Origin of the sequence: Sphaerotilus sulfidivorans (genome assembly GCF_013426975.1) — a bacterium.
Taxonomy (GTDB): domain Bacteria; phylum Pseudomonadota; class Gammaproteobacteria; order Burkholderiales; family Burkholderiaceae_C; genus Sphaerotilus; species Sphaerotilus sulfidivorans.
This window is the reverse complement of the sequence record NZ_JACCPY010000001.1, coordinates 59,667-72,642: the sequence shown is the minus strand read 5'-3', so window position 1 is coordinate 72,642 and position 12,976 is coordinate 59,667. Positions and strand designations below refer to the sequence as shown.

11 protein-coding genes are annotated in these 12,976 nt (G+C 71.0%); 9 read left to right on the top strand and 2 right to left on the bottom strand.

Annotated elements, in window-relative coordinates:
- Nucleotides 1-33 precede the first annotated feature (33 nt).
- The 9 genes from flgG (at nt 34) to HZU84_RS00235 (ending at nt 11,484) form a co-directional block, all read left to right on the top strand.
- On the top strand, nt 34-816 hold the full coding sequence (gene flgG / locus HZU84_RS00275) for a flagellar basal-body rod protein FlgG (RefSeq protein ID WP_149502937.1): 783 nt from the start codon (nt 34-36) through the stop codon (nt 814-816).
- A gap of 86 nt (nt 817-902) precedes the next feature.
- Entirely contained in the window at nt 903-1,520 is a 618-nt protein-coding gene (locus HZU84_RS00270) for a flagellar basal body L-ring protein FlgH (RefSeq protein WP_149505167.1), read from the top strand.
- 89 nt (nt 1,521-1,609) lie between these two features.
- Nucleotides 1,610-2,737, top strand: a complete 1,128-nt coding sequence (locus HZU84_RS00265) for a flagellar basal body P-ring protein FlgI (RefSeq protein WP_149505168.1) — start codon at nt 1,610-1,612, stop codon at nt 2,735-2,737.
- Between the two features lies 1 nt (nt 2,738).
- Nucleotides 2,739-3,707, top strand: a complete 969-nt coding sequence (flgJ, locus tag HZU84_RS00260; protein WP_149502938.1) for a flagellar assembly peptidoglycan hydrolase FlgJ — start codon at nt 2,739-2,741, stop codon at nt 3,705-3,707.
- Between the two features lie 107 nt (nt 3,708-3,814).
- Entirely contained in the window at nt 3,815-5,494 is a 1,680-nt protein-coding gene (gene flgK, locus HZU84_RS00255; RefSeq protein WP_149502939.1) for a flagellar hook-associated protein FlgK, read from the top strand.
- A gap of 37 nt (nt 5,495-5,531) precedes the next feature.
- Nucleotides 5,532-6,767, top strand: a complete 1,236-nt coding sequence (flgL, locus tag HZU84_RS00250; RefSeq protein ID WP_149502940.1) for a flagellar hook-associated protein FlgL — start codon at nt 5,532-5,534, stop codon at nt 6,765-6,767.
- 58 nt (nt 6,768-6,825) lie between these two features.
- Nucleotides 6,826-8,031 (top strand): EAL and HDOD domain-containing protein, encoded by a 1,206-nt coding sequence (locus tag HZU84_RS00245; protein ID WP_149502941.1) that lies wholly within the window; start codon nt 6,826-6,828, stop codon nt 8,029-8,031.
- A 113-nt stretch (nt 8,032-8,144) separates the two neighbouring features.
- Nucleotides 8,145-10,808 carry a sensor histidine kinase gene (locus HZU84_RS00240; RefSeq protein WP_149502942.1) on the top strand — a complete coding sequence of 888 codons (2,664 nt, stop codon included), beginning with the start codon at nt 8,145-8,147 and terminating at the stop codon, nt 10,806-10,808.
- Nucleotides 10,801-11,484: an ANTAR domain-containing response regulator gene (locus HZU84_RS00235; RefSeq protein WP_244954432.1), complete on the top strand. Its 684-nt coding sequence runs from the start codon at nt 10,801-10,803 to the stop codon at nt 11,482-11,484. The genes HZU84_RS00240 and HZU84_RS00235 overlap by 8 nt, the downstream gene beginning before the upstream one ends.
- A gap of 42 nt (nt 11,485-11,526) precedes the next feature.
- Here HZU84_RS00235 and HZU84_RS00230 read toward each other — a convergent pair whose 3' ends face one another.
- Together HZU84_RS00230 and HZU84_RS00225 are read right to left on the bottom strand one after the other, a co-directional pair.
- Nucleotides 11,527-12,756, bottom strand: a complete 1,230-nt coding sequence (locus HZU84_RS00230) for a sensor histidine kinase (protein WP_180692721.1) — start codon at nt 12,754-12,756, stop codon at nt 11,527-11,529.
- Entirely contained in the window at nt 12,741-12,881 is a 141-nt protein-coding gene (locus tag HZU84_RS00225; protein WP_180692720.1) for a hypothetical protein, read from the bottom strand. The genes HZU84_RS00230 and HZU84_RS00225 overlap by 16 nt, the downstream gene beginning before the upstream one ends.
- Between the last annotated feature and the right edge of the window lie 95 nt (nt 12,882-12,976).

Genomic DNA, 12,976 nt, shown 5'->3' with positions numbered 1-12,976 from the left:
ATCTGAACCGACCATGAACAAGGAGCCGACGCCATGATGCGCGCGCTGTGGATCTCGAAGACCGGCATGGAAGCCCAGCAGACTCAGCTGGATGTCGTCTCGCACAATCTGGCCAACGTGGCCACCAACGGGTTCAAGAAGTCGCATGCGGTCTTCGAGGACCTGATGTACCAGTCGCTGCGCCAGACCGGTGCCTCCAACGGCGAGCAGGCGCAGCTGCCCACCGGCCTGCAGGTCGGCCTGGGCGTGCGCACGGTGGCGACCTCGCGCCAGTTCAGCCAGGGCACGCTGCAGCAGACCACCAATCCGCTGGATGTCGCGATCAAGGGCAACGGCTTCTTCCAGGTGCAGATGCCCGACGGCACCACCGGCTATACCCGCGACGGCGCCTTCCAGGTCAGCTCGACCGGCCAGCTGGTGACCAACAACGGCCAGCAAGTGCTGCCCGGCGTGACGATTCCGGCCAATGCCCAGTCGGTCACCGTCGGCGCCGACGGCACCGTCTCGGTGGCGGTGCCGGGTCAGGCTGCGCCGCAGCAGGTCGGCCAGCTGACGCTGGCGAACTTCGTCAATCCGGCCGGTCTGGAGCCGCGCGGCCAGAATCTGTACACCGAGACGGCCTCGTCGGGCACGCCGAACGTGGCCGCGCCCGGCGCGGACGGCACCGGCAGCCTGGCGCAGGGCTTCGTCGAGTCCTCGAACGTCAATGTGGTCGAGGAGCTGATCGGCATGATCCAGACCCAGCGCGCCTACGAGCTGAACTCGAAGGCGATCTCGACCTCGGACCAGATGCTGCAGCGTCTGGCGCAGCTGTGACCGCGCCGGCTTCGCGGCGATGCGTCCTGGGTGCGGCGCGCATCGCGTCGGCCGGCGCCCTGCTGCTGGCCGGCTGCCAGACGACGATGCTGCCCACGGTCGCCAAGGTCGACATGCCCGAGACGCCGGTGGTGCGCCCCTACGCGCAGCCGGTGCCGGTGCGCGCCAACGGCTCGATCTACCAGGCCAGCCAGTACCGGCCGCTGTTCGAGGATCACCGCGCCCGGCTGGTGGGCGACACCATCACGGTGCAGATCATCGAGCGGGTCAGCGCCAGCTCCAACTCGACCAGCACGGTCGAGAAGAAGGGCGAGCTGTCGGGCTCGATCACCGCGCTGCCGATGCTGTCGGCCAACTCCTTCACCCGTGCGGGCGTGGGCGGCAGCAGTGCCAACACCTTCAGCGGCAAGGGCGGCACCCAGAACAGCAACAACTTCAGCGGCACGATCACCGCCACCGTCGTCGACGTGCTGCCCAACGGGCATCTGATCGTCGCCGGAGAGAAGCAGATCGGCGTCAACGACAACGTCGACGTGCTGCGCTTTTCCGGCCAGATCGATCCGCGGGTGATCCAGCCGGGCAACCAGGTCGCGTCGGCGCAGATCGCCAATGTGCGTGTCGAGCAGAAGGGCCGGGGCGGCCAGGCCGACGCGCAGCAGATCGGCTGGCTGTCGCGCTTCTTTCTCAACCTGATGCCGATCTGAGGCCCTTGCGGGCAGCACGATCGGCGGAGTTCCCGATGTCCAGTCTCCTGATGCTCCGGCGCTCGCCGGTCCTGCCGGTCGGCGTGGTGATGCTGCTGGCGCTGCTGTCGGCCTGGGTCACGCCGGTGCAGGCTGCGCCGGCGGCGGCGCCGGTGGTGCAGCCGGCCACCGCCACCACCGCACGCATCAAGGAGGTCGCCACCGTGCAGGGCGTGCGGCCCAACCAGCTCATCGGCTACGGCCTGGTGGTCGGCCTGGACGGCACCGGCGACCAGACCACGCAGACGCCCTTCACCACCCAGAGCCTGAACGCGATGCTGCAGCAGCTCGGGGTCACGGTGCCGGCCGGCACCTCGATGCAGCTGAAGAACGTCGCCGCGGTGCTGGTGACCGCCACGCTGCCGCCCTTCGCGCAGCCCGGCCAGCTGCTCGACATCACCGTCTCCTCGCTGGGCAATGCCAAGAGCCTGCGCGGCGGCACGCTGGTGGCCACGCCGCTGCGCGGCGCCGACAACCAGATCTATGCGCTGGCCCAGGGCAACCTGATGGTGGGCGGCGCCGGCGCTTCGGCCGGTGGCTCGAAGGTGCAGGTCAACCATCTGCTGGCCGGACGCATTCCGGGCGGCGCCACCGTCGAGCGCGGCGTGCTCAGCCCGCTGGGGCAGGGCGATGCGCTGCAGCTCGATCTCTCCAGCAGCGACTACGCCACCGCCCGCGCGGTGGCCGGTGCGATCAACACCCGCTTCGGCGCCGGCACCGCCCAGGCGCTCGACGGCCGGGTTGTCAAGGTGCGTCTGCCGCCCACGCCCGACGAGCGGGTCAGCTTCATGGCCGAGGTCGAGAACCTCAAGGTCGAGATGGCCGCACCGGCGGCCAAGGTGGTGGTCAATGCCCGCACCGGTTCGGTGGTGATGAACCAGGCCGTCACGCTCGGTCCCTGCGCGGTGGCGCACGGCAATCTCTCGGTGACCATCAGCACCACGCCGCAGGTCAGCCAGCCCGCGCCGCTGTCGGGCGGCCAGACCGTGGTGACCGAGAAGAGCGACATCAAGATGCAGCAGGACGGCGGCGCGCTGATCCAGCTGCCCGCCGGCACCCGGCTGACCGAGGTGGTCAAGGCGCTGAACTCGCTCGGCGCCACGCCCGCCGATCTGCTGACCATCCTGCAGGCGATCAAGGCGGCCGGTGCCCTGCAGGCCGAACTCGAGGTGATCTGACATGGTCTCGTCCCCGCAGCAGCTCGCCGCCGGCGGCGCTTCCCTCCAGGCCCTGCGGCGTGCCGCCGCCGAGGATCCGAAGGCGGCGATCCGCGAGGTCTCGAAGCAGTTCGAGGCGCTGTTCATGCAGGAGCTGATGAAGAGCATGCGCTCCACCACGATGTCGGAGGGCCTGTTCGAGAACCAGGCCACCGGCATGGGCCGCGACATGCTCGACCAGCAGTACGCGGTGCAGATGTCGGGCCAGCCCGGCGGCCTGGCCGCGGCGATCGCGCGCCAGCTCGAGCGTCAGGCCGGTCTGCCGGCGGGTGCCGCCGGCCTGGGCGGCGCTGCCCCGGAGCCGGGCGCGATGACGATGCTGCCGATGTCGACCTGGGCGATGAACGCGATGGCCGGGCGCCGTGCCGCACCTGCAGTCGCGCCGGTCGACCGCGACGACGAGGCCAGCGTTGCCGGCGCGGTGGCGCGCGATCCTGGCGCCAGCGCCCGCCAGTTCATCGGCCGCCATGCCGAGGCGGCGCAGGCGGTGGCGCGCAGCAGCGGCATTCCGGCCGACTTCATGCTGGCGCAGGCCGCCCACGAGACCGGCTGGGGCCGGCGCGAGATCCGCGGCAGCGATGGCAGCAACTCGCACAACCTGTTCGGCATCAAGGCCGGTGCCGGCTGGACCGGCCCGACGGTGACCATCACCACCACCGAGGTCATCGACGGCATGCCCCGCAAGGTGCGGGCGAACTTCCGCGCCTATGCGTCCTACGAGGAGAGCTTCCGCGACTACGCCCGGCTGATCGGCACCAGTCCGCGCTATGCCGAGGCGATGCGCTCGACCGGCGACGCCGCCGCCTTCGCCGGCAGCCTGCAGCGCGCCGGCTATGCGACCGATCCGGACTACGCCGGCAAGCTCAAGCGTGTGATTGATACGACTCGCAGGCTTCAGCGCCACCTGGGTTCTGCCGACATCACCTCATGAGTTCTTGCAGTTCGAGTGCGGCCTTTGCGTGATGCGGGTTGGCCACCGCCTCGACATCCTGACTTTCCGAATTCCAGCGTTCCGATCCAGACATCACCGAGACCGTCATGAGCACCTCCATCCTGATGAACATGAGCGTGCAGGCGATGTTCGCCGCGCAGGCGCAGATCGCCACCGCAGGCCACAACATCGTCAACGCCAGCGTCAAGGGCTACTCGCGCCAGGAGGTCAAGCTCGGCACGATGGCCGGCCAGGAGACGTCCGCCGGCTACATCGGCCGGGGCGTGTCGGTGCAGACCATCGAGCGCTCGCACAACACCTTTCTCGGTGGGCAGGTGATCCAGACCCAGTCGCAGGCCGCGGCCGACGGGGCCCGCTTCGGTCTGCTCGAGCAGCTCGAGAGCGCCTACGGCATGGGCGAGGAGGGTCTGGGCCAGGCCACCGCCGATCTGTATGCCTCCTTCTCCGACCTGTCGAGCGCACCGAAGGACGAGTCGGTGCGCGAGGTGGTGCTGGGCAAGGTCCAGGAGCTGACCTCGCGCTTCCGCTCCACCGGTGACCAGATCGAGCAGCTGCACGAGTCGACGCTGTCGGAGATCGAGGACCAGGTCTCGCTGGTCAACGGCCTGACCGCCAAGATCGCCACGCTCAACGGCAAGCTGGCTGGCACCGGCGCCCAGGCCAACCAGCCCAACGATCTGCTCGACCAGCGCGATCAGCTGATCAAGGAACTGAGCCAGCACATCGATGTCAGCCGCGTCGAGACCCGCGGCGCCGACGGCAAGCCCGATGGCACCGTCAGCCTGTTCGTCGCCGGCGGCCAGGCGCTGGTGCTGGGGGGCGACACCCGCGAGCTGGGCGTGCGCATCTCGCAGGGCTCGCCGCAGGTGGCCAGCCTGGAGATCGAGGCCAGCGGCACGAAGCGGCCGCTGGATTCGGCCAGCGTGACCGGCGGCAGCATCGGTGGCCTGCTGCGCTTCCAGAACGAGGATCTGCCGGAGGCGCGCAGCCAGCTCGGCATGCTGGCCGCGGTGCTGGCCGACACGATCAACACCCAGCATGCCCAGGGCACCGATCTGGACGGCCGCACCGGCGGCGACCTGCTCAGCGTCGGCGAGGCCACCGTGCGCCCGTCGGACCGCAATGCCCGCGATGCCTTCGGCCAGCCGGCCACCTCGGTGCAGATCACCCGGGTCGCCGGCCAGGGCAGCGCGCTGCGCGCCAGCGACTACGAGCTGCGCGCCGATCCGGCCGATCCGTCCGCCTACCAGGTCACCCGGACCTCGGACGGCACCGTCTTCTCGGGCGTGGCCAGTGGCACGACCATCGACGGCTTCCGGATCGACATCAGCGGTGCGGCGATGGCCACGGGCGACCGCTTCACGCTGCAGCCGGTCAGCCAGGCGGCCCAGAATGCCCGCTCGGCCATCACCGACGGCCGCCGCATCGCCGCAGCCGGCGCCAGCTCGGCCGGCTCGGGCAATGCCAACGCGCTGAAGCTGCAGGCGCTGACCACCGCCAAGACCTTCGAGGGCCGCTCCTTCACCGACGCGCACTCGCGCATGGTCGCCGACCTGGGCGTGAAGGTGCAGCGCGCCGAGTCCGATGCAGATGCCTCGACCAAGGTCGCCGACCGGGTCACCGAGCAGATCAGCTCGGAGACCGGCGTGAACCTCGAGGAGGAGGCAGCGCGCCTGATCCAGTTCCAGCAGAACTACCAGGTGGCGGCCAAGGTGCTGACCACCACCCAGAAGATCTTCGACACCATCCTGTCGATCATGAACTGAGCCTGCCCTGAGACGGCAACGAACCAGGAGCCTTGCCATGAGCTACCGCATCGCCTCGGCCCAGAGCCGGGATTCCAGCCTGATCGCGCTGCAGCGCCACGAGAAGTCCCTGAGCGAGGCGCGAGAGCGCCTGATCAGCGGGCGTCGGGTCGACAAGCCCAGCGACGATCCGGCCGCCGCAGCCCGCGCCGAGCGGGCCCGCGTCAACCAGACCCGCAGCGAGGGTCTGCTGCGCTCGATGGAGGCCAGCCGCACCGCGATGTCGCTGGCCGAATCGACGATGGGCGGCGCGATCGAGCTGCTGCAGGGCGCACGCGAGACGATCGTGGGTGCCGGCAACGGCATCTACAACGCCGCCGACCGCACCTCGCTGGCCGAGAGCCTCAAGCATGTGCGCGGCGAGCTGCTGCGTCTGGCCAACACCACCGACACCGGCGACCACTACATCTTCGGCGGCCAGGCGGCCGAACGGGTGCCCTTCGTCGACACCGCGGGCGGCGTGGTCTTCAATGGCGTGGCCGAGAGTGCGCAGGGCTCGCTCGACGAGGCGCTGCCGCTGACGCTCGACGGCGAGGCCGCCTGGCTGGGCGCGCGCAGCGGCAACGGCGTGTTCAAGACCGCACCCGGCAACCTTGGCGCGGGCAGCACCGCCTGGATCGGCGCAGGCAGCGTCAGCAACCCGTCGGCGCTGGAGCTGGGCGCGGGCGAGAGCTATGCGCTGACCTTCTCCGACAGTTCCACCTACACCGTGACCCGCATCGCGGCCGACGGCAGCAGCTCGCCCTATCCGGATGCGGCTGGCAGCACCCGGGCCTATGTGTCCGGTCAGACGATCACCGCGCTGCCGGGCATGAGCTTCGCGATCAGCGGCACGCCGCAGGCGGGCGATGTCTTCACCGTCGAGCCCTCGACCGAGGATCTCAGCGTCTTCGACGCGCTCGACAAGGTGATCTCGGTGCTGTCGGACAAGTCGGCGGGCAGCGGTGCGCTCGATCAGGCGCGCAACTCCGGACTGCGCGACATCGACCAGGTGCTGTCGAACCTGCAGATGATGCGCTCGCGCTCCGGTGACACGCTCAATCGCCTCGACGGCTTCGAGTCGCGCACCGACAGCCGCATCGAGGCCGATCAGGTCATCCGCTCCAAGGCCGAGGATCTGGATCTGGCCGAGGCGATCTCCGATCTGAGCACCAAGGAAACGGTCTACCAGGCGGCACTGAAGTCCTACGCGACCATGGGCAAGATGTCGCTGTTCGACTACATCGGCACCTGATGCCGCCGCCCGCGCGACTCGTCGCCGCCGATCAACTCCCGAGCCCGATCTTCCCATCATGCTGTTTCCGGACGCCCCCATCCTCGGGCAGGTCGCGCTGAGCTATTGCCCGATCATCGACCGTCACCGCAACGTGATGGCCACCCGCCTGACGGTCTTCCCGCTCGGGCAGGCCCGCTGGCTGCCGGTGGGCGAGCTGCTGCGCACCGTCAGCGAGGTCTGGCCGCAGGACGGGCCTCAGGTGGTGCTGTCGGTGCGCTGCGAGAGCCTGCTGGCCGATCTGCTGATGGTCCAGCCGTCCGCCAACGTGGTGATCGAGGTGCCGAAGTTCATGGCGGGCGATCCGGCGCACCGCGACGACATCCTGCAGCTGGCGGCCAACGGCAACATGCTGCTGCTGTCCGGGCGGCCCAACCATCCGCTGCCGCGCGAGCTGCTGGGCGCCTTCCGCTACTCGATCATCGACCTGGCCGACGAGCGCCGGCTCGATGCCGGACCGCCGCCGCCGGGCGTGACCCGCTCGATCGGCTTCTTCCAGGAGGGCGTGACCACGATCGCGCAGATGGAGGGTGCCTTCCGGCGCGGCGCGATCGCGGTGCTGGGCTGGCCGGTCGACGAGGCGGTCAAGCCGCGTCGCGGCAGCAGCGGCGGCATCCGCCCGGACCTGCAGGTCACGCTCGACCTGATCAACCAGGTCAACAACGAGGAGCCGCTGTCGGTGCTCGAGGCCACGCTCAAGCGCGATCCCTCGCTGGCCTTCAAGCTGATGCGCTACATCAACTCGCCGGTCTTCGGGCTGACGGTCGAGGTGACCTCGTTCTCGCATGCGGTGATGCTGCTGGGCTACCAGCGCCTGAAGCGCTGGCTGTCGCTGCTGCTGGTGACCGCCGGCAATGACCAGAACCAGCGCCCGGTCATGTTCGCCGCGGTGCGTCGCGGCCTGCTGATGGAGGCGCTGGCCGGCGAGAACGCCGGCAGCGAGGAGCGCAGCGAGATGTTCATCTGCGGCGTGTTCTCGCTGCTGGACCGGATGTTCCAGAAGCCCTTCGACGAGCTGCTGTCGACCTTGCCGGTGCCCGCCGATGTGCATGCGGCGCTGGTCGGGGAGAGCGGCCCCTACCACTGCGTGCTCGAGCTGGTGCGCACGCTGGAAGGGGGCAGCGGCCTGGATGTGCGTGACCATGTCCAGGCCTGCAATCTGTCGATGCGGCATGTCAATCGGGCGCTGCTGCGCTCGCTGGGCAGCGCGCTGCATGTGGGCTGATCCGCAGGCGACACCCCATGAGGGCGTGACATAGCGGACAGCCCCCGGCCTGAGGCCGGGCAGACAGGCTGCTGGATCCGGAAAAGTCCGTGGGGGCTGCCTACACTGCAGCCATGTTCGCGCCTGCTCCGTCGGCTGCCGCCGATCTTCTCCTGCTGCCGTCCGCGCTGCTCGATGCGCTGTCCGACCCGGTCCTGGTGATCGGGCCGGATGCGCGGCTCGAGCGGCTCAACCGTGCTGCGCTGCGCCGTCTGGCGCTCGAGCCCGGAACGGCACTGGCCGATCTGCGCCCGGTGCTGGGCGATCGCCTGCATGCCCGGCTGCATGCGGCGCTGGTCGGAGACAGGCCGCTGCCGCCCGCCCCGGGCGATGCCGGCGCGCTGGTGGCGCTCGGCCAGGGGCGCTGGGCCCTGGTGCTGCCGGCCGCTCAGGGCCCCGCCGGGCCGGATCTGGCGTCGCTGCCCGCCGACGAGGCGACGGCGCTGCGCGAGCAGCTGGAGCGGCTGTCGCACGAGCATCTGCACTGGTTCGAATCGGTGCCGGTCGGTCTGGTGCTGTTCGACGCGACCGGGCTGGTGCTGCAGTCGAATGTGCGGCTGGCCCAGCTGGTCGGCGAGGTGCCGGTCGACCTGGGCGAGGCCGGCGCGCTGCTGCGCGGCCTGCTGGGCTGGGGCGAGGGCGTGCTGGACAGCCTGCAGCCTGGCGACGGCAGCTGGCGGGTGTGCCAGCTGCAGGAGTCCGCCGGCCAGACCGGGCGCTGGCTGCGTGCACGGGTGCGCTGCAGCGGCCTGCGCCAGGGCGTGCGCCGCTATCTCGGTCTGATCGAGGACTGCAGCGCCGAACACCAGCGCGACCAGGCCGAGCAGATGCTGGAGGAGCTGCGCGGCATCGTCGAGAGCTCGCCGGTGGGCATCGCCTCGCTGCGGGGCTTTCGCGTGGTGCACAGCAACCGGCGCTTCGAGCGCATGCTTCAGGTGCCCGCCGGCGAGGCGCTGGGCGCCGACATCCGCCGGCTGCTGTGCACCGGCACCGGCGAGGCGGCCGACACCGCCTATGACGAGGACGGCCCGATCGGCGCGGCGCTGGCCGATGGCGGCCTGCACGAGACCGAGATCGAGGTGCGTGGCGACGATGGCCAGGCCCACTGGCACGCGCTGTCGATCCGCCGCATCGGCCCGCCCGGCGAGGCGCCGCAGGCGATCGCGGTGCTCAGCGAGATCACCCGGCTGAAGACCCAGCAGGTCGAGCTCGAGCATCTGGCGCTGGAGCGCGAGCGCATGGCGCTGGCGCTGGGCCAGCAGGCCGACCGCACCCGTGCGGTGCTCGACTCGGTGCTGGTGGGCATCGTGACCGCCGACGAGCGCGGTCGCATCCTGTGGCTGAACCGCTCGGCGCGGCGCATGTTCGGCGGTGACCTGGGCGACTTTCTCGGCCGGCCGCTCGACATCGTCGCCACGACGCAGGCCTCGCATCCCTTCCGCCGCACGGTGGCGCTGTTCGAGGCGCTGCGCGACGGCGAGGCGGTGCAGTTCGAGTGCCAGGTCCAGGCCTGCGACGGGCGCACCTTCTGGATCGTCGGCAATGCGGTGGCCACCCAGGGGCTGGACGGCCGGCGCGAGATGACCTTCGCGATGATGGACATCGACCAGCGCCGCCAGGCCGAGGCCCGCATCGCGGAGGCGCAGAGTTCGCTGCAGCGCATCATCGAGGCCGCGCCGATGGCGATCGCGGTCTGCGATGCCGCGACGATGGCGGTGCAGCAGCTCAACCATGTTGCCGCCGGCCTGTGCGGCGTGGTCGCGCCCGAGCAGGCCATCGGCCGCACACCCGAGGATCTCTATCCGCTGGAGGTGGCGCAGCGGCTGCGCGCCGACTTCGACGCCGCGCTGGCGCAGCCGCAAGGCGTGACGCAGCGCGAGTACATGCTGCGCCGCAAGGGGGTCGACGAGGTCTGGGACGCGCGCTTCCTGCCGCTGGCGCGCGGCGCAGGCCGGGTCGACCAGCTGCTGATGGTGGCCACCGATGTCAGCGCCCAGCGTGCGGCCCAGAAGGCCGAGCTGGAGGCGGCGATCGCGCAGCGCGAGATGCTGGTGCAGGAGGTTCACCACCGCATCAAGAACAATCTGCAGGGCGTGGCCGGCCTGATGCAGCAGGCGGCGAACCGCCGCCCCGAAGTGCGTCCGCTGATCGCCGAGGTGGTCGGCCAGGTCCAGGCGATCGCGCAGGTCTACGGCCTGCAGGTCGGCAACACCGGACTGCTGGCGGTGCGCAGCGTGGTCGAGGCGATCGCGCAGTCGGTGCAGCGCACCTTCGGGCACCCGATCGAGCTGCAGCTCGATCAGCGTGACGGCGCGCCCGCCTGGGTGCTGCCCGAGGCCGAGTCGATCCCGATCGCGCTGACGCTCAACGAGCTGTTCACCAACGCGGTCAAGCACAGCGCCTCGGCCGAGGCGCCGGTGCACTGCCGGCTGGCGCTGCAGGCCGATGCGGTCGAGATCGTCATCCGCAATGCCGGGCGGCTGCACGAGGGCTTCCGCATCGATCACCGGCCGGCCACCGTTTCCGGCCTGGGCCTGGTGCGTGCGCTGCTGCCGCGCCGCCAGGCCAGCCTGACGATGGACGCGGCGGACGGCTGGGTGCGCGCCACCGTGCGGCTCGGCCCGCCCGTGGTGCGCGACGGTGCCGGAGCGGCTGCCGCCGCGCGACAATCGTCGGCCCCTTCGCCTTCCACCTCCCCCGCAACGCATGCATCAGCAAGGCAGGAACACGGTGTCTGACAGATCCGCCGCCCCTTTCCCGGCTCCTCCTGCGGCTGCCGCCTCGCGCGGTCGCATCCTGGTCGTCGACGATGACCGCCTGGTGCTGGCCACCGTGGTGCACGGGCTGGCCGACGCCGGCTTCGACATCATCGATGCCGACAACGGCGACGACGCCATCCTGCTGGCGCGCGAGCACCGCCCGGACCTGGCGCTGCTCGACATCCGCATGGACGGCATGAGCGGCTTCGATGTCGCGCGCTACCTGCGCGACGCGCTGCAGGTGCCCTTCGTCTTCCTGTCGGCCTTCTCCGACGAGGCGACGCTGGCGCAGATCCGTGCGCTGGGCGCGCTGGCCTCGCTGGTCAAGCCGCTCGACATCGCGCAGATCATCCCGGCGGTCGAGCAGGCGCTGGCGCAGGTGCGCAGCCAGCGCGACGCCGTGCTGCAGCCGCCCGAGTCCGTGCCGGTGGCGGCCGTCACCCGCGTGCCGGCCGAGGCGCCGGCGGAGCCGAAGCCGCTCGACGACATGGTCGCGATCGCGGTCGGCATCGTGATGCACCGCTTCTCGCTGGACCGCGCCGCCGCGCTGCAGCGCCTGGAGCGCCTGGCTCGCCAGGAAGGCCGGCCGCTGCCGCAGAGCTGTCGCGCGATGGTGGAGGCGCTGGAGCGGCTGGCGCTGGCGGGGGGGATCTGAGCTTCGGCCTTGGTCGCCGCCGGGCGTGGTTCGGCCCAGCGTTCAGCCCAGCGTGAACCAGAACGTCGCCCCCTGATTGACCGCCGCCTCGGCGCGGATGTCGCCGCCGTGGCGGCGCAGGATGCGCCGCACCGAGGCCAGGCCGACGCCGGTGCCGGCGAACTCGGTGGCGCCGTGCAGGCGCTGGAAGGCGCCGAACAGCCGGCTGGCGAAGCGCATGTCGAAGCCGGCGCCGTTGTCGCGCACGAAGAAGGACTCGCGCTCGTGCACCGGGTCGCGGGCGCGGCCGAACTCGATCCGCGCGTTCTCGCGGCGCGACGAGTACTTCCAGGCATTGCCGATCAGGTTGTCGAGCACGATGCGCAGCAGGGCCGGGTCGCCGCTGGCGCGCAGGCCCTCGGCGATCTGCACCTCGACCTGGCGCTCGGGCGACTGCTGGCGCAGCTCCTCGATGACCTGCCGGGCCATCGCGCTCAGGTCGACCTCGACCGACTGCAGCGGCTGGGTCGACAGCCGCGACAGCGCCAGCAGCGCGTCGATCATGCCGTTCATGCGGGTGGCCGCGCCCATGATGCGTTCGAGATGGTCGTTGCCGACCCGGTCGAGCAGGTGGCCGTAGTCCTCGCGCACGATCCGGGTGAAGCCCTCGATGACGCGGATCGGCGCGCGCAGGTCGTGCGAGACGGTGTAGACGATCGCGGCGCGGTCGTCCTCGGCGGCGCGGACTTCGGGTGCGGCCTCGGTGGCGGACGAGGCGTCGGCCGAGGCCTCGGGCGGGGACGGCGGGGTGGGGGACTCGGGTTCGGCGGCCGGGGGCAGCCACAGCACCAGGCTGCCGTCCGGCAGGTCGATGCGTCGCGCCCGCGCGCCAGGGGCCGCGCTGCGGCCCACCAGCTCCGCCAGCATCCGGTCGAGCGCGAGGCTGTCCTGCGGTGGCAGGGTAGCGCGGGCCATCTCGTTGGCGCTCAGCAGCTGCCACGGCGATGTCGCCGCCCGGGACGGCCGCAGCAGCACCGCTGGCCCGGGCAGGCCCTGCAGCAGCTGGCGCTGCAGCTCGAGCAGCTGGGCGACGCTCAGGCGCAGCGCCGGGGGCTGCAGGGCCTCGGCGCCGGGCTGCTGCGGCAGTCGCGAGGCCCCTGAAGGCGGCTCCGCCTCGGTCGATCGATGCAGACCCTTCAGTCCTGTCAGACCCGCCAGGCGCATCAGCAGGGCCTGAAGCTGCGCCACCAGCGCGGCCAGCACCAGCATGAGCAGGGTCAGCAGGGCGGCCATCGGCAGGGCGGGCGGGGACCGGCCAGCCAGTGCACGCACAGCAGCAGCAGCGTCGCGGTCACGACGATGCCGCCCAGGCGGGCTGCCAGGGGCCAGGAGGCCGGTTCGCGCGGTGGCAGGGACATGGCGGGCGATTGTAGGGACGGCTCCCGCCGATGCCCGGCACCGATGCGGGAAAGCATCATGCCCGTTTCCGAGTTCGGCGAAATTGCGCGTTCGA

What these genes read in the sequence shown, in the direction of transcription:
- flgG (WP_149502937.1), top strand. Translation starts at nt 34, where the DNA reads ATGATGCGCGCGCTGTGGATCTCGAAGACCGGCATGGAAGCCCAGCAG.
- HZU84_RS00270 (WP_149505167.1), top strand. Translation starts at nt 903, where the DNA reads ATGCTGCCCACGGTCGCCAAGGTCGACATGCCCGAGACGCCGGTGGTG.
- HZU84_RS00265 (WP_149505168.1), top strand. Translation starts at nt 1,610, where the DNA reads ATGCTGCTGGCGCTGCTGTCGGCCTGGGTCACGCCGGTGCAGGCTGCG.
- flgJ (WP_149502938.1), top strand. Translation starts at nt 2,739, where the DNA reads ATGGTCTCGTCCCCGCAGCAGCTCGCCGCCGGCGGCGCTTCCCTCCAG.
- flgK (WP_149502939.1), top strand. Translation starts at nt 3,815, where the DNA reads ATGAGCACCTCCATCCTGATGAACATGAGCGTGCAGGCGATGTTCGCC.
- flgL (WP_149502940.1), top strand. Translation starts at nt 5,532, where the DNA reads ATGAGCTACCGCATCGCCTCGGCCCAGAGCCGGGATTCCAGCCTGATC.
- HZU84_RS00245 (WP_149502941.1), top strand. Translation starts at nt 6,826, where the DNA reads ATGCTGTTTCCGGACGCCCCCATCCTCGGGCAGGTCGCGCTGAGCTAT.
- HZU84_RS00240 (WP_149502942.1), top strand. Translation starts at nt 8,145, where the DNA reads ATGTTCGCGCCTGCTCCGTCGGCTGCCGCCGATCTTCTCCTGCTGCCG.
- HZU84_RS00230 (WP_180692721.1), bottom strand. Translation starts at nt 12,756, where the DNA reads ATGGCCGCCCTGCTGACCCTGCTCATGCTGGTGCTGGCCGCGCTGGTG.
- HZU84_RS00225 (WP_180692720.1), bottom strand. Translation starts at nt 12,881, where the DNA reads ATGTCCCTGCCACCGCGCGAACCGGCCTCCTGGCCCCTGGCAGCCCGC.